The organism is Nocardioides sp. (genome assembly GCF_004803405.1).
Lineage (GTDB): Bacteria > Actinomycetota > Actinomycetes > Propionibacteriales > Nocardioidaceae > Nocardioides > Nocardioides vastitatis.
Window position 1 is genome coordinate 426 of the sequence record NZ_SSXI01000037.1, and the last position, 21006, is coordinate 21431.

Consider the following 21006-nt stretch of genomic DNA (forward strand, 5'->3'; position numbering starts at 1 on the left):
CCTGCCCCGCAGTGCGGGCCGCTGCGGTGGACGGCTCCGCCGACTTCACGAGCGACAGGCTCGGAGCGGGGGCGGTGGTCCGCGTGCTGGTGGTCGCCGGGGCGGAGGTGATCGGCGTTGAGCTGCCGGGCGGGATGCCGGTGGCGGTGGCCGTGTTGTCCACCGAGCCGGCGTCCACGTCCGCGTCGGTGATCCTGTAGGGAGCATCGGCGGTGCACACCATCGACTCGCCCACCGCGAGCGCGGCCTGCGGGCAGCTCACCGACCCCGCCATCGGGTCGCTGACCGCGACGTCGCTCAAGACCGTGGCCCCGGTGTTCGTCACCACGAAGCTGTAGGCGATGGTGTCACCGGCGTCGGTGATCGTGTTGTCGTTGACGTCGACCGGCGTACCGGCCTGCTTCTCCAGCGAGATCCTGGCGGGGCAGCTGGTCACCGAAGCGGTGTTGTTCGACGGGTCGGAGTCGGTCTCGTTGGCGAGGACCTCGGCCTCGTTGGTGACGCACGCACTCGTCGAGGCCGGGCTGTCCGCGGCGATCGTAAAGGTCTGCGTGGCTCCCACTGCCAGCGTCCCCCCGACGCAGGTGACGCTTCGTCCGCCCACCGTGCACCCTGCGCTGGTCGAGCGCACGTTGGTCAGCGGCTCGGGGACCGTGTCGGAGACCACGAACCCGGAGGACACCCCAGCGCCGTTGTTGGTTACCGTGAGCGTGTAGGTGAGGGTGTCTCCAGCGACGAACGACTGCGCACCGTTCTTAGTGATCCGCAGGTCTGTCGGGATGCCCGGCGACGAAGTGCCGTCGTTGTTCCCGCTGGCTGGGCCGTCGTTGGCCGCGACCTGGACCGGCGCCCCGGGATTCGCGACGCTGACCTGGTAGATCCTGCCCGAGGTGTTCTCCGAGAACGCCACGTTGCCGTTCCCGTAGGTCCACGCACCGCCGAAGGCGGATCCCGTTCCGACCACCCCTGGGAACACCACCACACCCCCGGTGGACGGGTTGATCCTGACGACGGCGCCCGAGGCGTCGGCACCCCAGAAGAAGCCGCCCGAGTAGGTGAAGTCGGGCGCGTTCGGCACGGCGGTCAACGTGATGGTCCTGACCACTGCGCCGGTCGTGGGATTGATGACCCGGATGAGGTTCGTTCCCGAGTTCATCGCGTAGAAGAGACCGTCGGGTGCCATCGCCGCGACGTTGAAGCCCAGCGTCCCGGTAGCACTTGCGGTGTACGTCGCCGTGCCGACACGGGTGATGTAGCCGTCCTGGCCGATGCGGATCAGCGCGTTGGCCGGGATGGCCGCGCCGTTGCTGGCCGTGCCGGCCGAGTTCGACAGGGCGTAGATGTAGTTGTCGGCGGTGTTGTAGGCGATCGAGTTGTACTGGAAGTTCGCCGCCGGTCCCTCTGCCATGAACGAGGTCGTGCCGGACCCGTCGGTCACCGCCTTGTAGAGCCGCGTCGGGACCCCCTGGGCCACGAACACGGTCGGCGCCGCGGAGTTGAACGGATCACCGGGAGCCGCCTGCGCCGGCGCCGTCGTCGCGCCGATGGTCAGCCCCACTGCCAGCAGGAGGAACGCAAGTGGCGCGGACAGGAGACGAAGGCGAGGCCTGGACGCGGGCATGGGGGCTCCTTGCTGAGGCGAGACGCCCAGGGGCACGCGCTCGGCCCATCCGAGGGACCGGTGCCGCAGGACGGAACGCATTGTCCCGGCCTCGCCCGGGCCAGCCAGCGCCGCGCGCGGAATTGGTCCTTGATTTGGTCCACGCCACCCCCACATCCCGTCGGCGTCCCGGGCCCGCCGGACTGACAGGATGACGTCGGTTGGGAGTGACTGAGAGCCGCGAGGCGCCCGGTGTCTCGGTACGCGACGCCCGTCGGGCTCAGTTCATCGACGACGATCTCGGCCTCGCGCATCCCGGACCTGTGGATGTTCTCGACCATCTGGTCACCGATCCGGTCGGCGTCGGCGGGCTGGGGCGCGACGCGGGCCGGGATCAGCCCCGTCGGGGTGCCGATTTCGGCGGCGGTCACGGTGCGGCGCTGGCCGCGCAGCAGGACGTACCGGCCGTCCTCGTTGCGGTAGACCGTGACGGCCTCCAGCACACCGCGCTCCTTGATCGGCCTGCGGAACTCCTTGTGGTCGGCTCGCAGGTCGGTCCGTACGTTGGTGCCGATGATGATGTCGGTGGGTCGAGGTACATGAACTCCTCGGCCTGGACGGCCTCGATGGCCTCGTCGGCGGCGGTGTCGGCGGGGTCTGGATGGTGTCGGTCATGCGGGTCGAGGTGGATCGGCCCTTCGCCGCCGTGCGGCGACGCCGACGTGTCGACGGCTCGCTCCGGAGTGAGCACTTTCAGGTACCACTCTCGTAGTCTTGCTGGCTGGGTGCTTCCCAGAATGATGCTGGCGGGCTTCAGGTTGCCATGACGGCTCTCTCTCCTAGTGTTGTGCTCGGCGGTCGGTGAACGGTCGAGGTCGCGTCCGGGGGTTAGGCCGAGTCGGGCGCTGTCTGTTGGTCGAGCGCCTCGGCCGCGACTCGGGCTCGCGTGGCGGGCGCGGCCTGTCCTGTATCCGATTCGGGCATGCCTTGGCCGTGCTCGGCGAGCTGTCGCAGGCTGTCGCGGACGAAGAAGTCCCACGCGTTGGAGCACACGTCGTAGCACTCCTGCTCGGCGTTTAGTCCGTGCTGTGTCAGGGTGACCGTCGTGCGGTCGCCGGTTGGCTGGAGTTCGAAGACGATCCGGTCGCCTACCCATTCGCTCTGATCGGCGGTAAAGCCGAACTCGTTCTCCACGACCAGCCACTCGATGCGCTGGTTCGGGGAAACCTCGGTGACCCGGATGCGGGTGCGGTGCAGACCTGACACCTCGAATCCGAACTCGTCACCGACCCGCGTGGTCGCGCCTGCAATCGTGGTGTTCCACCATCCCCGGGTGTCCAGGATCGCGGCGAACACCTCGGCCGGGGAGCCGTCGATGGTGGTGCTGGTGCTGAAGTCGTTCATGAAGTGAGCCTCTCGAGTGATGTGCTTGGGTGATTTAGGGGCGATGCCGTTTGTGTCCTCGTCTCAGGACGTGACGGCTTCCGCTGGTACTAGTGCGGCGAACTGCTGTTCGAGGGCCTTGGACACCCCGTTGCGCCAGCCGTCGGCGATCGAGTCCGAGATCGGATCGGGGAAGATGTCCTCGTCTCCGCTCTCCACGGCCGCGAGGATGGCTCGCGCAACTGACTCCGGTGAGGCCCTCGGGAGATCGATCTGCGGGCCCATGTCGGTGTCGACGGGGCCGGCCAGCACGGCGTGCACGCTCACGCCCTGACCGGCCAGCAGCATGCGCAAGGACTGGGTGAGGGAGAAGGCGGCCGCCTTGGAGATCGCGTAGGTCGGATCGAGCGGAACCGCGGCCAGGGCCGCCAGCGATACCACGTTGACGATGGCTCCGCGGGAGCTAGTCAACAGCGGCAGGAAAGCGTGGGTCGTGTCGTAGGAGCCGAACAGGTTGACTGCGAGGTGGCGTTCGAGGGCGGCCCGGTCGCTGAGGTCGGCGTAGAGGCCGAGGCCGGCGTTATTGATGAGGATGTCGAGGCACCCGATGCTTTCGGCAGCTGCCCGAATCTGCGCTGCGTCGGTCACGTCCAGCGTGAGCGGCGTGACGCGGCCATCCAGGTGCCTCAAGGGCTGGCGCGTACCGGCATACACCCGCTTGGCGCCTCTCGTCAGGGCTTCCTCGACGAGCGCGTGCCCGATGCCGCGGTTGGCTCCGGTGATCAGAACCGTCTTGTTTTCAATGGTCATGCTGTCCTCCTGATAGGTGCGGACCGTCCGCGTGCTGCGGAAGCCCGATGGTGCCGACCGCCAGTACTCAGGCGGTCACGGTGAGAGTTCGGTTCGGCCTGCTTTTGAGGCGTTCGGAAGTACGGACACGGTGTGAATCTGAAACTGGTCATGCGGCTGCGACCAGTTCCGCTGCCCGCCGGTGTCTGTATGGGTGTCAGCGAGAGAGATGACCCGGATGGAGGTGGCTGATGTTGGCCGATCTGCTTCAGCGGGCGCGGGACGGGGACCGGGATGCGTTCACCGCACTGGTAGAGCCCCACCGCGGTGAGTTGCAGGTGCACTGCTACCGGATGCTCGGCTCGATTCAGGACGCCGAGGACGCGCTGCAGGAGACGTTGCTGTCGGCGTGGCTCGGCGTCGAAGGTTTCGAGGGCCGTTCGTCGGTCCGTACCTGGCTGTATCGCATCGCCACCAACCGGTGTTTGAACCTGCTGCGCTCCTCCGGGCGGCGGCCGGTGACCGCGGCGCCGCTGCCCGTGGCGACGCCGGAGCCGACCCGCCTCGGTGAGGTGTTGTGGTTGCAGCCCTATCCCGACGTACTGCTGGAGGGACTCTCCGATCAGGCACCAGGGCCCGAGGCCCGCTACGAATCGCGTGAGGCCATCTCGCTCGCGTTCGTCACCGCCGTCCAGCTGCTGCCTCCCAACCAGCGCGCGGCGCTGCTGCTGCGCGACGTGCTCGGCTACCGCGCTCGCGAGACCGCCGAGCTCCTCGGGCTCACCGAGGACACCGTCACCAACGCGCTGAAGCGCGGTCGCGCGACAATGGCTGCGGCCCGCACGTCCGACCAGCCGCCGCCCGCACCCGGTTCAGCGGAGGAGCGGGAGTTGCTCGACCGCTTCGTCGCGGCCTTCACCGAACACGACATCGACGCGCTCATCGCGTTGATGACCGACGAAGCGTGGGTACGGATGCCGCCGCTGCCCCTCGAGTACCACGGAACCACCGCTGTGCACCGCTTCTTCAGTGCGGTCTACACCCACTGGCGCGAGAGCGACCATCTGGTGCCCATCCGCGCGAACGGTCAACCCGCGTGGGGCGCCTACGCCCCCAATCCAGCCACCGGCATCCTGCACATCACCGGCGTCTACGTGCTCGACCTCGCCGGCGACCGGATCAGCGCATTGACACGGTTCGAGACGACGGTCGCGCCCTACTTCGGCCTGCCCCGGACTTTAGAGTAGCCGGCCTCCGATTTCGTATCGGGGGAGCAACAAGGCTCACCGTCCGGCCGCGCGAAGAGACAAGCACCTCCATCATGAGCGAGGCATTCATCGTTCCTCCTGGCCGGGGCCGGCGTCTCGGCTTGGGCAATTTCGAGGCCGTTGTCCTAGCAACATCGACGCAGACATCTGGGGAGTTCATTTTGCTGCAGACGCAATATGAGCCATCGGAATCTGGCCTCCAGCTGCACCTCCATCGCGATGCTGCGGAGGCGTTCTTCGTGAAGGCGAATACTTGATGCTCATTGAGGTGCAGCAAACTTTGTGTCCTCCCGGAGCATTTGTTCACCTACCGAAAGCCACGCCCCACACGTTCAAGGTCGTGTCGAAGGTGCCGGGAAGAAACTGATCCTCTTCTCGCCTGCTGCGATGGTCCAGGATTTCGAAGACTTGGCCGACGCAGAGGCAAGCGGCACGGTGACACCGGAACTGCTGAACGAGATCGCGACTCGAAGCCGAGTGGAAGTTCTTGGGCCGGTACCTGAAAGCAGTCTCTGAGTCCGCTCAGCGGCTATGCGTGCCAGCCTGAAGATCAGGGCACGACCCAAGGCCAGCGAGAGGGCGAGCACCTTTCCTCGGCTCGCCGCCGGCATCCCTGAACGAGGAGGAGTTCGTGTCCACGTTCCTAGATCTCGTCGTCGGCGTGTAACTGCAAGGAAGTGCTTGCATCACGGAAGAACGCCGTGCAAGGCTCATGGCCATGCGGGCTCCCACACTCGTGGTGCTGCTCTTCCTCTCTTTCCTCGCGCCGGGCGTATTGGCCCATACCGCGGAGGCCTCGACTCCCCATCACCTCCTACCGTCCATCGATTTGAACGATCCGTCGTTGGACCCCCATAAGGCCACGCTCGACGGTTCACCGGCCGATAACCTTCCACCGCACATCAGGCAGGTTCTCGACCGTGGGATGCGGCCCGACTGGTCGCCAGACGGGAAGTCCCTCGTCTACCTCGACGGTCCTCTGGGCGATGTGTGGCACCTCAAGCTGGCGACCAACAAGACGCGCAACCTGACCGGTCGGCTCGACCACTTCGGTTTCCTCCGAGCACATCACCTGCCCAACGGCGACCTGGTGCTCTGCGGTCCCGATCATCCCGTCGACATGTCCGCCGAGGAGCCCGGTCGATTCGAGGGGAAGCTGTGGACCCTGCCCAAGCCCTACACCGGAGAGATCCACCCGCTCGGCCGGCCGTGCTGGGAGGGTGTCGCCGTTTCCCGAAGGGCCAACCGGATCGCCTGGAACGAGTCCGACATCGACTTCACCTCCCCGACGGTGCCGCTGGACGCACTCACGAAGAAGTCGGAGATCTGGATGGGCGACATCGTCACCGAGAACGGCGTGCCCCGGCTAGCCGACGTACGCCTGGTGGCCACCCGCCAAAGCACCGCGCTGATCGCGCCGATCGAGGTGCAGGATTTCCGTGGCCCAAGTGAGCAGGAGCTGATCTTCACTGCCTACGGCTACCTGACCGGCGAGGTCATGGGGTACGACCTGCGGACCAAGAGCACCACCAACTACTCCAACAGCATCTACTACGAGGAGGCCGAAGGGACGTCGCCGGACGGTAGCTTCGTTCTGGTCGAGCGGGACCTCATGGTCAATCCGATTCCGGGTGCGCTGGACTTCTGGCGGCTGACCCTGGAGAAGCCGCGCACATGGACGCGTCTCACGAACTTCAACCGCTATCGCGGGTACGGCGCCTCCAACCCTGTCGTCAGCCCGGACGGGCGGAGCGTCGCGTTCCAGATGTCCATTACCGAAGGCGCCGAGGGCGAGGGAGCAGGACTCTTCGTGCTCGACCTCACTCAGGTTTCCTGAGCCGAAAGGTCATCCATGCTGCCCGTCCGCCGTGCCGTGGGCACGTCCGCCGCGGTTGCCCTTATCGCGTACCTCGCTGGCGGCATCGGCACCACTGCCGAGGCAGCTGCCCCGCTCGAGCCGCCGGGTGGCACCCACGACTCCACGGGGCGAGACTGGGCCCGGAGCGCCGCCGACGACATCGACTACCTGGACGCGCGGTTCAAGATGCGGCGGGTTCTTGATTGGGGGGACCGACCCAACTGGTCCCCCGACGGGCGCCGCCTCATCTTCACCGAGTCTGATTCTGAGGACAGTCCTGCGTACGAGCTGGATCTCGATACTGGCGAGGTGCGCTGCCTGACGTGCCAGTGGGGCCCGAAGGGACTCGTGACTCGCATCTACCACTTGCCGGATTCCAGCTTCCTCATCGAGGCCGGTCCGGACCTGGCAAACAGCAGCTCAGGGACTGGCACGGGCAGCGGGCCCGGGTTGCTGGCGACGGAGCTGTATTGGATGCCCGCGACCGCCGCCACGCCGCCTCAGCCATTGGACGCCCAGGCGTCCGGCGAGGTCGCGATCTCTCCGCGCCCAACTTCGGACGGCGGTTTCCGAATCGCATGGTCAGGAGTTAAGACGCTCGGTCAGATCACGCTCGGCGAACTGGTGCACGACGGAAAGCGCGCCGCCATCGTCAATCGGCGAGCGATCACCACTCCGCTACCGCGGGCGGACGGATCGGTCGGCGGCTACGGAGAACCGTACGATTTCGCCCGCAACGACGCGGCCGTGACGTTCTGGGGCTTGGGGTTCGAGCTGCCGGCGAACGGCGAGATGTTCGAGCTCGACCTCGCCACGGGCGCGACGCGACGCCTCTACCGGGACCGGTCCCACAACGAGACGCACCTGTTTGCGGGCGAGCGGTTCGGCCTCGAAGAGTCGAACCGCGCATCGGACCCGGAGGGGCCGGCCAGCGGTATCAGTGGTCTCGTCGGCGCAGTGCCGATGGTCGGCGGGCCCTTCGATCTCTTCGTTGTCGCGCTCGACGGTTCCGACCGAGTGCGCAGGCTGACCCACGTCAGCGACATCGGTGGGCAGGCCAACCAATCGATACCGGCACCGGACGGGCGGCAGATTGCATTCGTCCTTCAGGCGCCCTCGAGCGGACCGCTTGCGGGACTCGATGGTCTCTACGTAGGCAAGTTCACCTCCGGACGCTGAGCCGCGGGATGCGGGGTGACCGATCAGACTCCTCCGTCGACGTGTGCGGATCTCTCATTCCGTTGCAGCGCGTCATTCTGGTCTCTGAGCACGAGCCGCCATGACCTGAGCCGAGCTGAAGAACCAGCGTCACGGTGGCACACGCGGCGGAAAGACGTGCCTACCGGAACGCCCGCATCGCGGCATGAGCGGTCACTTCTTGGCAGACTTCACGTGTGAGGCTCCCACAGTGACGAGCGACAGCAAGGGCCGACGTTTCCCGACTCCGCCGCGCGGCCGCCGGCACCTGTTCGCGGTGTGCCGCTTCGACGGTCAGTTCGTAGGTGACAACCCGACGGATGCTTTCGTCTGACTCGCGGCTACTGGTCCGAGGATGAGGCGAACCAAAAGGTGGATGAACTCAATGCCGGGGTCGTCAACGCCGGCTCCGTGTACTTCGTACTACCGGTGAGGGTCGCCGAGCAGGACAGGGCACGTGTCACTGCCCACCCTCAGCAGTCGCCATGACGACACCCAGGGCGAGCCAGCCGGCCCCCCCCGATCACGATCGGCACCTCGAGCAGCCGTTCGTCGATGTTCTCCAGAATGCCACCGAGGATCATCAGCGGAACGAAGCCAATGCCGATGACCAAGGGGAAGGTGCGCCAGTGATGGGGAAGTGCGCTCGTCCGGCGTACCGCGATCCCGAGCAGTATCAGGGCGGCGAGCGTGCCGAACCCGGCCAACGCGATGAAGGGTGTGAGGATCGTGACCGTGTCCTGTCTGGGCGACCACGCATTCGGACCAAGCCACGAGCCGAGACCAGCCACCACTGCGGCCACCCCCGCCGTTGCAGCCAGCGCGAGCCCGGGCTTCGCCAACCGGTCTCCGCGAGGTGCCGCCGCGGCGTAGAGACCGACGAGGGCGACCGGCAAGAGAGCGAACGACACGGCGAACACGACGGGGGGTTCCTTCCCGGTCAGCAAAATGACCCCGCCCTTGACCACCCAGCAGACGCCGCCAGCGACCGCCGCCACTCCAGCCCACCGGATCACCGCCACGCGGGTCATGCTGCGAGTGTGGCACGAGCAATCTGCCACCAGCCTGCCTGCCATGATCATTGGCATCGCCCTGCTCGACGCGATCAGACGGGTCTCGACGACCAGCTGCTTTGGGTCCGGGCAAGCCTTCGTCGCAGTCGGCGCAATGACCTGTGACGGGACAGTCGCTCGTCTGCTCGCTTTGCGGGGTAGCGACGGTCAGTGCACGGGAGGCGCGTGCTTCCGGCGGCGCATCGTCGAGGAAGAGCGGACCGGCATCGAGCCGGACTTCTCCGACGGCCAGCCCTGACGTCGACTGCGACCGATCCGGTCAACCTGGGGACACGTCGCCGGCTTCGGCGCGAACCTCAACGGACAACGAGGTCGTGGATGCCGCGATCACCGAACTGTTGGCGGCCTAGCCGCTAGCAGATACCCGGTTCGGGCTGAAACCGGACCGCCATGGAAGCACCCTTGTGGAGCCGGTTCGACGCGGCCTCGAGCGTGCTGCACAGTGGGCGTTGTGGCCCAGGTGTTGTGTCCGGTGCTGGTCGGGCGGGAGCGGGAAGTTGCGGAGCTCGACGAGGCGCTGCAGGCCGCGCGTATTGGGCGTGGCCGGTTTGTCCTGGTGTCCGGAGAGGCTGGGATCGGGAAGTCACGGCTGGCGCAGGCGCTGATCGAGCGGGCACGGTTGGGCGGCGTCACGGTTGCGTCCGGGCGGGCCGTCGAGGGCTCGTCAGTTGCGTTCCGGCCGCTTGCTGAAGCGCTCAACGAGCTGGTACGGGACCTGGGGCCACCGGTCGACCGGGACCTGGAGCCGTACCACGCCGTACTGTCTACGCTCGTCCCGTCCTGGGCTGGTAGGGGACAGGTGGTAATACAGCCTGGACTGGTACTCCTCGAGGGCGTGCTCCGGCTGCTTCGGTCGATTGCCAGGAGGCACGCGTTGCTGGTGGTGCTCGAGGACTTGCAGTGGGCCGATTCAGACTCTCTGGTGGCGCTGGAGTACCTCGCAGACCACGTGTCCTCCGAGCGGGTGCTCTTGGTCGGCACGGAACGGTCGGGCATGCCCGGGATGGCGGCCGACCATCTGGCCCGGTTGGTGAGTAGGCGGGTGGCTGTACGCCTGAAGTTGGGCGCGCTGGCCGATGATGCGGCACAGGAGATGGCGCGGGTGTCCCTCGGGGTCGACTTCGTCCCGCCGGTGGTGCTGGGCGCGATTAGACGGCGGGCGGAAGGCGTGCCGTTTCTGATCGAGGAGATGCTGTCCGCGTATCTGACTGCCGCAGCGACACCCGATGTTGTCAATGAGTGGCGGATCACCGGCCGCATCGCCGAGTCGCTCCCACCGTCGTTCCGCGACTTGGTTCACGCCCGGTTGGCGACGCTGGATGGCGACAGTCAGCAGGTCGTTACGGCTGCGGCCACGCTGGGCCGCACCTTCGAGTGGCCGTTGCTCATGACGGTCACTGGCCTTGATCGCGCGCGAGTGATCGCGTGCCTGCGAGCGGCCGTCGCGGCACACCTCTTGGTCGGCGCAGCTTCGGACGTGGATGCGTTCTCGTTTCGGCATGCGCTGATGCGCGAGGCGGTGCTCGGCGAGTTGCTGCCGCCGGAACGGGCTGAGCTGGCCTATCGCGTGGCTGAGGCGATTGAGGATCAGCGGCCAGGCCTGCCAGGGGAATGGTGTGAGCGGGCAGCGGAGCTTCGGGAGCTGGCCGGGGACGACCTCGGGGCATGTCGGCTGCTGCAAGAGTCTGCGCGCAGGGCGTTGCACCGCGGGGCGCTGGAGAGCGCGGAAGCCAGCCTGCGGCGGGCGCGGGAGCAGGCTCGCGGTGACTATGTGCTTTGGATGGGCGTCTACACACTGCTGTGCGAGGTGCTGGCCCGTGCGGGCAAAACCGAAGAGCTGGTGGAGATGACCCGCGCCCTGGTGGCCGAGTGGGAACGCACGATGAGGCACGCACCCCAGTCGCTGGCCCGCATGGTGGCCGGGCCAAGGCGCGCCCAGATCTATCTCGACGCCGCGCGGGCCGGCTTGGTTGGCGGTGATTACGCGCTCGCAGGTGAGTCGCTGAGCAAGGCCCGCGGGGCGGCACCCGAGGATGAGAAGGTCGCCCTCCGCGCGCGCTCGCTTGAGGCAGCCGTTCAGCTGGCTGTCGGCGACCCCGACACGGCTGCTCGTGAAGCAAGCGCCTCGCTGGAAGCCGCCGAACGGCTGGGGCTGCATGACGTCCTTCACGAAGCGCTGGAGATCTCGGCCATGGCGGCGGCCGAGCAAGGGGATCACGAGATGGCTGCGTCGCTGTTCGGGCGGCTCTGTGACAGCGCGTCGCGGGATGGCTCGACGCTGTGGCGGTTGCGGGCACTGGCCGCGCTCGGTGCGATCGAGTCGCGCCGGACCGGAGATACGCGGTCGCTCGACGCCGCACGCACGCTTGCCGTCCAGACCGGAGCGGTTTCGCTGCTGGCGGCCATCGATCTTGAGCTCGGCTGGCAGCGGCTGGCGTTGGCACGCTTCGACGAAGCTCGCACCTTCTTCGCCGCGGCGCTCGATTCCTGCCGCCTCTTCGCGTTGCCGCAACGGCCGGAGGCGTTGCTGGGCAGGGCCGCCTTGTACGCGCTGCAGGGCAAGGCTGAGGAGACTCGTTCTTCGTTGCGGGAGACGCTCGCCGAGGCAGGGGAGCGGTCAGACGTCCGGGCGGCTGCATTGGGTGAGGTCGAGGCGGTGCTCGCCCTGGTGAATGAGGACCGCGCCAGGGCGCGGGCGCTATTGAAAGATGCCACCGGACGTGCCGCCCGCTGGCGGATGGGGAAGCCATGGTTCTTTGGGCTGTGTCAGCTCCTGGACGTCGTCGAGGGCAGCGGCACAGCCACCGGTCTGCAGGGAGAGCCGGCGATCGCGGCGTACGGCTGGTACGCCGAAGCCGTCCGGCTGGGGCGGACCCGCAAGCCCGACGACGCCGCGGCGGCGCTCGCGCGTGCTGATGCCCTGATGCCGCCCGGGTGGCGGCGCCACCACGCGCATCGGATAGTGGCCGAGGCGGCCCTCGCCGACGGCTGGGGGGATCCGGCCGCACTGGCAGGGGCAGCGATCGAGTTCTTCGAGACCGCTGGTCTCAGACGCATCGCCGATGCCAGCAAGCGGTTGCAACGGCTGGCGGGAGTCCCGGCGCGTCGGGCCGGGCGGGGTGCCTCCACCGTTCCCGCCTCGCTGCGGCCGTTCGGGATCACCAGCCGGGAGATGGACGTGCTCGCACTTGTCGGCGAGGGCCTGTCCAACGCCTCCGTCGCGCAGCAGCTCTTCCTCTCACCCCGCACCGTCGAGACCCACGTCAAGAGCCTGATGAGGAAGGCGGGCACGAACACTCGGGCGCAGCTGGTGGCGTTCGCGGCACGACACAGGTCCTCGGGAGAGCCGGCGAACGACTGACCCAGGACCACCGTTTGGTGCATGCTTGACCATGCCCCTTGGAGTAGGGAGGTCGCGATGTCGCAGCCGTACCTCGTGGTGAACCACCACAAGCCCGAAGAGTGTGAGGCACTGGAGCCGGGATTCAGCCGGCTTCCCCAGCACCTGATCGGCAAGGACTTCTATTGCCCCTGCCCGTACGGGGAACACTCCTTCTACATGATCGTCGAGGCCGACTCCTCCGAAGAGGTCATCCAGGGGCTGCCTCCGGAGTTCCAGCCAGGCACCCGTGCGGTGCCGATCGAGATCTTGCGCCTGGGCGGCTGACCACCTGCGGGAGCGGCTTAACTACCGCAGATCCCGGAAGTCCGGGAAACCCGTCTCCTCCGACAATCGCGACAAGGTCACGACCGAGGAGGAAGCAATGACGACCTACATCCTGCACAACACACACCAGCCGCAGGAATGCCAGAAGCTGAACGATGCGATCTTCGAACACCCCTGGTCCGCGGCATTGAAGGGCACCCAGTTCCTCTGCCTGTGCCCGAGTGGAACCCACGGGGGGATCTTCGCCGTGGACGCCGAGGACGAGGCCTCGGCGTTGGCCATGGTCGACCCGGTGTTCCGCTCCGGCACCCGGGTCTACGCCGGCGGACTGGTCGGTGTCATCGGCGAACACCCCATGCTTCCGGTTGCGTGAAGGAGGTGCGTCATGAAGCGATACTGGAGCCTGTTCATCCCGATAGTGCTCGCCCTGACCTGGGTGGGGTTGCCGAGCGCACCAGCTGGTGCTGGCGGGCAGTCGACGACCGTCGAGTTCGGCTTCGCACCCAGCACTTCGCGGGCCACAAACGGGGACACGATCGAGATTCTCGGCGTGGGCACCTTTACACTCCAGCCCAAAACCGTGAGCGGCGAGGCCCCCAACGTCACGGCGGCCTTTGGTGAGGTCCCCAGGCTGTTCACTCACCGCAACGCCGAGGGGACCGTGCTCGCCCAAGGCAGGTGGCAGCCCACGGCTGTCCTCAGCTATCGGTCCTACGGTCCCGCCACCCCCGAACAGGACGAGAAATTCGGCGGCCTGCCACCCGGCACCGAGGGCGGCAAGCTACGCCTGAAGATCGCCCTCTACGTCGACGGGGCGCAAGTCGACACCGGTGTGCTCACTGTCGACTGCCTGCTCGGGATGCCGCCGAAGAACGCCGAGGAATCGGTCCTGCTGGTCCTCCAGGACGCAGGCATCGACTTCACACAACCCGTCCATGGGGACAGCGTCTTCATCCGCCACTAAGGCAGCCAGAACCGACCTGGTGCCGGACCGGGATCCGGTTCGGCACCCGGCCGTGATGAGACACGACGGGTCTCCCTCGCATGATTCCGGGAATGCTCCCGCGGGTGCCATGGTCGCAGGTTCAAATCCTGTCAGCCCGACCGAATCCAAACCCCCTCCCGACCGGCGTTTCTGCAGGTCAGCAGGGGGTTTCTCGCTTTTCGCGTCACGACTCACATCGATATCAGCGTTCGTTGAAACGGCCGCTGACGGGCCAATGTGGGGCAGATCGGAAACCATTCACGTCGTACGTCGAGACGCGGGGCAAGCGCCACCGCCACCGGGGCTGCTACCGGGACACACCGGCCCTTACGCCGACACGGAGTACCTGCGCAGGGCACGGCAAACCTGTGCCCCTCCTGCTTGCTGCAGGCACAATGGGGGCGTGGACCCACGCCTCGTCGAACTCAGCCGCACGATCGACGCCGCCGAGCTCGGACGTCGCATTCGCAACGCGCGTCTGGCTGCCGGAATGACGCAACCGCAAGTCGCGGGTGACGAGGTTTCCGCCGCATACCTGTCGCGGATCGAGGACGGTCAACGCCGCCCCGAAGTGGGCTTGCTGTCGCGTATGGCGGAGCGAATGGGTACGACACTCGAGGCGCTCGTCGGTACTGCGCCCGACAAGCTCCACGAGCTTCGACTCCAGCTTGACCATGCGGAGCTGTACCTGGTTTCGGGTCAGCCCGGGCGCGCTCTCGACCTAGCGGACGCGGTCGTCGAAGCATCACAGGAGATCAATGACGTTGCGTTGGCCACCGCGGCGTTGCGAGTTCGTGCGCGATCGTTGGAGGGCATTGGTCGACTCGACGAAGCCATCGTCCTCTTGGAGGACCTGACCGACAAGCCGAGATCGGACGCCGGTTGGCTCAAGGACCTCATCGCGTTGAGCAGGTGTTATCGGGAGACCGGTGACCTGCTCGAAGCGATCGCAATTGGTGAGAAAGCCTCGGCCACCATTGAGGAACTGGGCTTGGATGGCCTGACGGAAGCGATTCAGCTCTCGGTAACGGTTGCCGCTGCATACCACGAGAAGGGCGACGTGGGTCAGGCCGTGAGGATCTGCATGCGGGCGATCGACGCCGCTGAGAGGCAGGGTTCCCTCGTGGCGAAGGCGTCGGCGTACTGGAACGCAAGCATCTTCGAGGCCGATGCGAACGGGGCGACGCCGGATGCGCTCCGGCTTGCCCAACGAGCCCTCATGCTGTTCGAGCAGGCCGATGACAACCGGAACCTCGCGAAGCTTCGAGCCGAGATGGCCAACCTCCACCTCTCCATGGACCCACCTGATCCCCGAACCGCGGTGTCGATCCTTGACCGTGCGGAGGAGGAACTTGTCCTATCGGGAGGCTCGGCGGCCGAGGCAGCTCGCGTGCATGTCACCCGGGCGCGGGCGCTGCTGCTCTTGGGCGATCTCCAGGGTGCTTCAGATGCGGCGCGCCTCGGGAAGGACCTGAGCCCGGAGTCGGCGTCCCTACTGCGGGCGTGTGCTGAGGCGATCCGAGGCAAGGTCGCCGCGATGCGCGGGGAGTCGGAACAAGCGCGCGCGAGGTACCGGGAGTCGGTCCTAGCCCTGACAGCGGCCGGATCAGATCGCGGTGCTGCTCGACTCTGGTTCGAACTCGCCGAACTCCTGGCCGAGGCGGGCGACACGCAGGGCGCGATGGATGCGTATCGGAGCGCCGCAGCCTCGAGCGGACTAGGGACTCAGGCGGCGCCGGCGCTCATCCCGCGGGTGACGGCCGAGCGTTCGTCGTGAGGCGTTCCGGGCCGCCTCACGACGACGCACTCAGCAGCAGTACCAGTGGGTGGCCGAGGCCGAGCCACCGTCGTCTCCGTCTGCTGCGGCAGCGGATGGCGCGGACCCAGCAGCGATGGCGAGGCTGGCGATAGCGGCAACGATGCACGTGCTGATCTTCATGATGTTCCTCCTCGTAGGCACTTCTTCTAGACACGTACAGACAAGTACGTGAGGCCTGATTGGTAACACCACCAAGCGGAGTAGGGGCAGCAAATGGCCAACGACGTGGCGTGGGTTGTCTGTCATTCCCTTTCGCCAGCAGCGGTTTGGAGTCGCGGAAAGGTGCGATCATCACGAGCGCGGGCCGGTACCGCCACGCCCGTCGTGGTACGCCGAGGCGCGGCGCCCTCGTCGTGACAATTATTGCCCACGTCCGGGACAACGATTGACAAGAACTGCGTGGCGGCTGAGGATCGAGTCCACAACTAAACGTGCTCCGCATCGCACCCGAACGTCGCAGCCCCCTTGGCCACACACGCCTTCCGGGCTCCTCCGGCCGCCGAATCACCACTGAAACGACGGCACCACTCCGTTGGAAATGACGGAGCCTCCAACGGACACGACGGACGCCAGTTGCTGGTCGTTCCGCCTTCGGGTGAAGTACCGCGTGCTTCGTGGCGCGGTACTACAGAGCGGGACTATCGGGCGCGGGCTCGACTCGAGGGTTCGGGAAGCCAAGGGCTTCGTCGAGAAGCACCGGACCGGATTCCAGCCCCAGACAACCAGGAGTCGTGTCATGAGCAGTGGGATGTCACTTGAAGACGTAGTGAACGGGGCAGTGGGCAACATGCCCGGCAACTGCATGGGGTACATGAACCCAGGTGCGTCGGGGAGCGGTTACATCGCCACGATGAAGCTGTCGGTCGACAAGATTGACATGACGGGCCTCGACCCGGGAGCAGGCGGCATCGTGTCCTACGACCGATGCGAGAAGGACGACGCCTACATCGGTCAGATCAACATGGGCACTGCCTCGTCGTTCTGCGGCGTGAACGGCGCTCTGTGGGGCTTGCACCTCGCGGTCGCCGACGACATCCAGAACGGCACGCTGGAACCGATGTGGACCTACCCCGGGCCCCACTACCCGCCCGGCGAGAAGCTGCCCGCCCAGGGCCCCGTCCCCGTGTACCCGGTGGCGCCGTTGCTGGACGCCGCCGAGCGACTCTTCGGCCGCATGGACCCAGCCGACGGCGGCGAGAACGACCTTCGTCGCTACCCGCCGTTGCCCGGAGCGCATGTCATCTGTGCCAACAAGGACGCAAGCGGCATGGGAGGCGAGAACGGCAGCTACTTCTGGTCGGCAATCGGGATCGCGATCGCACACGACCGTGAGACCCAAGCCAACCTCTTCATTGAGGACTGCGGCCAGGACAGGGTCTCGCGGTCGCCCGAGGAGGCCAAGGCTGCGCTGCAGAGCCATCTCAGAGCCGTGTCCAAGAGCATGGTGCTGTGCGGGCAGGACCAGGATGTGACCTACGTCGAGATCTTCATCGGCGGCAAGTTCATCTGGACCGGGCCCAACGAGTGGGGCTGCTCACTGGCCTGCGCGCCGTACGTCGTGCTGGCGGAAGACGCGGTGTCCGGCGTGGGCCAGCCCGCAGACCTGTGCGAGCTGAGCATCGATCAGTGGGAGAAGAGCGTCGGACTCGGAACCCTCCCGCCCGCGCCCTTCAGGCCCGACGTCGGGGGCATCGGGGTGGTTCCGGGAGAGGCCTAGGCCGATGGGCGATCTCACGAGCACGATCGTGGAGCTGTGGTCCGACATCAATCCGATCGCCGGCTACACCGCCGGGCACCTGGACAGACTGACCGTGACAGCGCCGTCCACCGCGCCGGAAGTGGAGGCGCTGCGGGAGCGGCTCACCGCCGCCACGGAACGCCTGGACGAGCTGGCCGATCCGGATCTGCGGGGCTACCGCTGCCGGAATCCTGGGCTCCCTACGGACCCAGCTCGACCTGCCGCGTCCCAGCGGCGCCGGTCCGTCCGGCACGGGCATGGGCGGGGTCTACGCCGCCTCCGACGGCATCTTCTACATCCTGCTCAAACAGGATGCCGCAGCTTCCTGGGTGGGTACCTACCTGACAGCGGTGGCGGACACCATCCGCTACGAGACCCAGCGATGGTTCGGGCAGGACTTCACCATCCTGGTGCGCCGCGAGTGCCTCGACACCTGCGACTACGTGCGTGGCACGGTTCAGGCGATGCTGGTCGCTCGCCCCGACCTCGGCCAACAGTGCCAGGCGATTCTTGACGCGCTGCTCGCCTACGAGGCGTTGTTCGCGGTCCCCGGGCTGGATTCGGCTGACTTCGCCACCTACTGGCCCCTCTTCCAGGAGGACGACCGAACGCGCGGTCCCCGCCCGGCAGCAGGCTATCCCGAGTGCCTTCGCGGCTACTTCCAGCTCACACAGGACGCGCACGACATCGAGGTGATGGCGTCGGCTTGGCTGGAGCTGGACCTGCCGATCGTCGAGTCCATCGTGGCTGAGGTGACCGCGCTTCCCTTCTTCCCGGCAGGTTGGTCCGGGTCACTGCAGGACGTGTGGGACGCAGTCTCGGCGCAGTACTCCGTCGACTTCGATGACGCACTCATCGCACGGATGGTGGAGGTCACCGACGCGTTCGGCGCTGCCTACATCGTCGGTCATACTGCGGCCGACCCGGTGCGGTTCGCGGCTACGCCGGCGTATCTGGTGAACCTGGTGACAGGTGGCGAGGACTTCGCCGTTGACTACCTCGACCCCATGAGCGCCTACTCGCAGCTCTATCTCACCAGCGCGAAGAACTCCTCCTTGCTGACGATGATCAACATCCTCGTCCACGAGGCCTCGCACGGCTACAACTTCGTGCTCTCGGCCCGGAACACCGCCCTCAGCCCGCTGCTCAACGTCAACACCGCCCTCGAGGTGCCGACCACGGAGGGAATGGCGTTCTGGCGGGAGTTTGAGTACTACAGCGCGGCACAGCAGCTCCTCGGCCGCACCGATCTCGACCCGACACAGGTGACCTACCTCCAGCTCTACGGCGCCACATTGGCCGAGCAGCAAGCGGCGGTCCTGTGCGCTCGGCTCGAGACCTACCTGTGGCGACTCGTTCGATACGTACGGGCTCTCTGCGACGTGCGGGTCAACGGCCGTCACCAGACCTATACCGACTTCATAGCCTGGGCATCCACCGCAACCGGACTCTCGGAGGAGTTCCTTCACGGTGAGTGCTTCACGTTCATGGCGTCACCCGGCTACGCGCCGTGCTACGCCTTAGGTGCGGCAACCTACGCCGCTGCACAGGCTCAGGCGAAGAAGCGAGGCGTCACCGAGCTGGAGTTCAACACCGCGGCGTCGTCGATGGGCTTCTACGCGTGGCCGGTTGCGGAGCTGCGCCTGAACTCCCTGTGCGAGACGGCGCGGGCCACTCCGTGATCGCACCGCCGCCGGTGGCGCCGGTCGAGCATCTTCCGGGGTATGGACCCGTTCGAGGCCGACAGGTCGCTGGGTACGTCCCGGTTTCGGAGGCCCAGGACGCCCATCTGTACGTCTGGTTCATCGAACACGCCGACGCAGAGCCGGATGCGCCGATCGTGCTGTGGCTCAACGGGGGCCCCGGGTCGTCGTCGTTCCTAGGACTGTTCGCTGAGAACGGTCCCTACCGGATACGACCTGACGGGACCCTCGCGGACAACCCCTTCGGCTGGAACACGGCGGCGGGCTACCTGATGATCGACCAGCCGGCCGGCACCGGCCTGTCGGTGGTCGAGAGCCCTGAGGCGTGGGCGAGGACCGAGGAGGAGGCCACCCGCCAACTGCTCTACGCACTCCAGCAGCTCTTCGACCTGCTCCCGGATCTGCGCAGCCGGGACCTGTACCTCTTCGGCGAGTCGTTCGCCGGGGTCTACATCCCGATGCTGGCGCACGCGATCCTGCAGAGCAACGACGACGGTGGATCGCCCATCGAGCTCAAGGGCATCGGCGTCGGGGACGGCTGGGTGGACCCAGTTCTGCAGCAGCGGACCTACGGCGCGTACGCCTACGCCCACGGATTGATCGACACCAGCCAGGTCGCCCACGTCCACGAGCTCTACGGCGCCTGCGCGGCGGCCATCGAGAGGAACCACCCGGCGTCGCGACAGGCAGACCGCATCTGCAACCGGATCGAGGCCTACATCACCGCGGTGAGCGGAGGTGCCAACGTGTACGACGTCCGCATGATCGGCGACTACGACTTCACTCCCATCGGCACGTATCTGGACCGTCCGGACGTGCGGGAAGCACTGCATGTCGATCTTGCCGCGCCGGCATGGGCCGACACCTCCAAGCGGGTCGGGTTCCTGCTGGAGAAGGGTGAGCAGGACTCCGTCGCGGGCCTCTATCCAGCGCTCTTTGAGCGGCTTCGGGTCCTGATCTACAACGGCGTCTTCGACATGGATTGCAACTTCATGGGTACAGACGCCTGGATCTGCGCGCTGGACTGGTCCTTCCGCGACGAGTTCCTCTCCACCAGCCGCATCCCCTGGCTGGTTGACGGGGTGCTGGCGGGACGCTTCCGCAGAGCACGGACACTGACGCAGCTCCTCGTGGACGGCGCCGGCCATCTCGTCCCCATGGATCAGCCTCAGAACGCGCTCAGGCTGCTGGAGCAGTTCCTGGGGTCAGGCATCGCGGGCGACACCTCCGCGTCAGCTGAGCCTCAGCCCGGGAACGGCGACAGGTTGCTTTCGCCAGGGTGCTGACCACCGTGGTCGCACGTGGCGCGCAGCTCGCCGGTTCCGGTCGTTGCACCACCAGCCGCACCGACGCACCCGGGACAGGGCCATGGCGAGAGTCCCGCTCGCCACGGGATGTCGACCACTCGATGACCTGAACCGACAAGGGCGATCTCGCCGACTCCCCGGCAGACCGGACACATCGCCCTTCGCGAGGATGCGCCCGTGGTCGTGGCAGCAGCTGAGGCGCTCGTCGAGTACCTCATGCCGACACCACCGGCGCCGATCCGAGACGGACGACGGTTGATACGGCGCGATGACGATTCATCACGAACCTCCTGACGGATCCTGGTGGTAAGGGCGTCCGGTTCGACACCGACGTCCTGGTTGACCCTTTCGGTCGCCGTACGCATAATTCAATGCTGATGAATAAATCGCGGGGTCGGCGCCCGGGAAGTCCTGACACCAGGTCGGAGATCCTTGCCGCCGCAAAACAGGCCTTCGCCGAGCACGGTTACCGCGGGGCCACCGTGCGGCGCATCGCCGAGGACGCCGGAGTGGACATTCGCCTGATCGCCCACCACTTCGGCAACAAGCGCGGCCTGTTTCGCGAGGCGATGACGCTTCTGAGTGTGCCAGTCTGAAATGGCCCCAGTTGGAGCCGTAG

The 21006-nt window shown here is 66.7% G+C and carries 18 protein-coding genes; 13 read left to right on the top strand and 5 right to left on the bottom strand.

Translation table 11 applies throughout. The features are described from left to right. The 4 genes from E7Z54_RS02520 to E7Z54_RS02535 form a co-directional block, all read right to left on the bottom strand. Positions 1-1621: DUF11 domain-containing protein (locus E7Z54_RS02520; protein ID WP_168798130.1), on the bottom strand; the 1621-nt coding region annotated here is incomplete at its 3' end. Continuing rightward, positions 1549-2181 (bottom strand): ParB/RepB/Spo0J family partition protein, encoded by a 633-nt coding sequence (locus E7Z54_RS23935; RefSeq protein WP_346763528.1) that lies wholly within the window; start codon positions 2179-2181, stop codon positions 1549-1551. The genes E7Z54_RS02520 and E7Z54_RS23935, both read right to left, overlap by 73 nt. Before the next feature lie 307 nt (positions 2182-2488). Further along, complete coding sequence (locus tag E7Z54_RS02530) at positions 2489-3004, bottom strand: SRPBCC family protein (protein ID WP_136431437.1); 516 nt, start codon at positions 3002-3004, stop codon at positions 2489-2491. 63 nt (positions 3005-3067) lie between these two features. Continuing rightward, on the bottom strand, positions 3068-3793 hold the full coding sequence (locus tag E7Z54_RS02535; RefSeq protein ID WP_136431438.1) for an SDR family NAD(P)-dependent oxidoreductase: 726 nt from the start codon (positions 3791-3793) through the stop codon (positions 3068-3070). Between the two features lie 230 nt (positions 3794-4023). On the opposite strand from E7Z54_RS02535, the gene E7Z54_RS02540 reads away from it, so the two are divergent. The 3 genes from E7Z54_RS02540 (at position 4024) to E7Z54_RS02550 (ending at position 8077) form a co-directional block, all read left to right on the top strand. Beyond that, positions 4024-5019, top strand: a complete 996-nt coding sequence (locus E7Z54_RS02540; protein ID WP_136431439.1) for a sigma-70 family RNA polymerase sigma factor — start codon at positions 4024-4026, stop codon at positions 5017-5019. 760 nt (positions 5020-5779) lie between these two features. Then, on the top strand, positions 5780-6877 hold the full coding sequence (locus E7Z54_RS02545; protein ID WP_168798131.1) for a PD40 domain-containing protein: 1098 nt from the start codon (positions 5780-5782) through the stop codon (positions 6875-6877). Positions 6878-6892: 15 nt separating this feature from the next. Then, positions 6893-8077, top strand: coding sequence for a PD40 domain-containing protein (locus tag E7Z54_RS02550; protein ID WP_136431441.1), 1185 nt, complete (start codon positions 6893-6895; stop codon positions 8075-8077). A 491-nt stretch (positions 8078-8568) separates the two neighbouring features. Here E7Z54_RS02550 and E7Z54_RS02555 read toward each other — a convergent pair whose 3' ends face one another. Continuing rightward, a complete protein-coding gene (locus tag E7Z54_RS02555; protein WP_136431442.1) occupies positions 8569-9126 on the bottom strand; it encodes a hypothetical protein in 558 nt (185 codons plus the stop codon). Between the two features lie 43 nt (positions 9127-9169). Here E7Z54_RS02555 and E7Z54_RS02560 point away from each other — a divergent pair, with 43 nt between their 5' ends. The 10 genes from E7Z54_RS02560 to E7Z54_RS24310 all read left to right on the top strand — a co-directional run bounded on the left by E7Z54_RS02560 (position 9170) and on the right by E7Z54_RS24310 (position 20983). Further along, positions 9170-9406 carry a hypothetical protein gene (locus E7Z54_RS02560; RefSeq protein ID WP_136431443.1) on the top strand — a complete coding sequence of 79 codons (237 nt, stop codon included), beginning with the start codon at positions 9170-9172 and terminating at the stop codon, positions 9404-9406. Between the two features lie 213 nt (positions 9407-9619). Beyond that, complete coding sequence (locus E7Z54_RS02565) at positions 9620-12529, top strand: ATP-binding protein (protein ID WP_136431444.1); 2910 nt, start codon at positions 9620-9622, stop codon at positions 12527-12529. A 57-nt stretch (positions 12530-12586) separates the two neighbouring features. Further along, the gene (locus E7Z54_RS02570) at positions 12587-12835 is read left to right on the top strand and encodes a hypothetical protein (protein WP_136431445.1); all 249 of its coding nucleotides are present in this window, start codon (positions 12587-12589) and stop codon (positions 12833-12835) included. 97 nt (positions 12836-12932) lie between these two features. Next, positions 12933-13208 (top strand): hypothetical protein, encoded by a 276-nt coding sequence (locus E7Z54_RS02575; protein WP_136431446.1) that lies wholly within the window; start codon positions 12933-12935, stop codon positions 13206-13208. Positions 13209-13220: 12 nt separating this feature from the next. Next, positions 13221-13799 carry a hypothetical protein gene (locus E7Z54_RS02580; RefSeq protein ID WP_136431447.1) on the top strand — a complete coding sequence of 193 codons (579 nt, stop codon included), beginning with the start codon at positions 13221-13223 and terminating at the stop codon, positions 13797-13799. Positions 13800-14223: 424 nt separating this feature from the next. Further along, complete coding sequence (locus E7Z54_RS02585) at positions 14224-15597, top strand: helix-turn-helix domain-containing protein (protein WP_168798132.1); 1374 nt, start codon at positions 14224-14226, stop codon at positions 15595-15597. 637 nt (positions 15598-16234) lie between these two features. Beyond that, complete coding sequence (locus E7Z54_RS02590) at positions 16235-17356, top strand: histidine decarboxylase, pyruvoyl type (RefSeq protein WP_206055966.1); 1122 nt, start codon at positions 16235-16237, stop codon at positions 17354-17356. A 278-nt stretch (positions 17357-17634) separates the two neighbouring features. After that, on the top strand, positions 17635-19059 hold the full coding sequence (locus tag E7Z54_RS22870) for a hypothetical protein (RefSeq protein ID WP_168798133.1): 1425 nt from the start codon (positions 17635-17637) through the stop codon (positions 19057-19059). Then, a complete protein-coding gene (locus E7Z54_RS02595) occupies positions 19056-20366 on the top strand; it encodes a S10 family peptidase (RefSeq protein WP_168798134.1) in 1311 nt (436 codons plus the stop codon). The genes E7Z54_RS22870 and E7Z54_RS02595 overlap by 4 nt, the downstream gene beginning before the upstream one ends. Positions 20367-20764: 398 nt before the next feature. Next, complete coding sequence (locus E7Z54_RS24310) at positions 20765-20983, top strand: helix-turn-helix domain-containing protein (RefSeq protein WP_136431451.1); 219 nt, start codon at positions 20765-20767, stop codon at positions 20981-20983. The last annotated feature ends 23 nt before the right edge of the window (positions 20984-21006 follow it).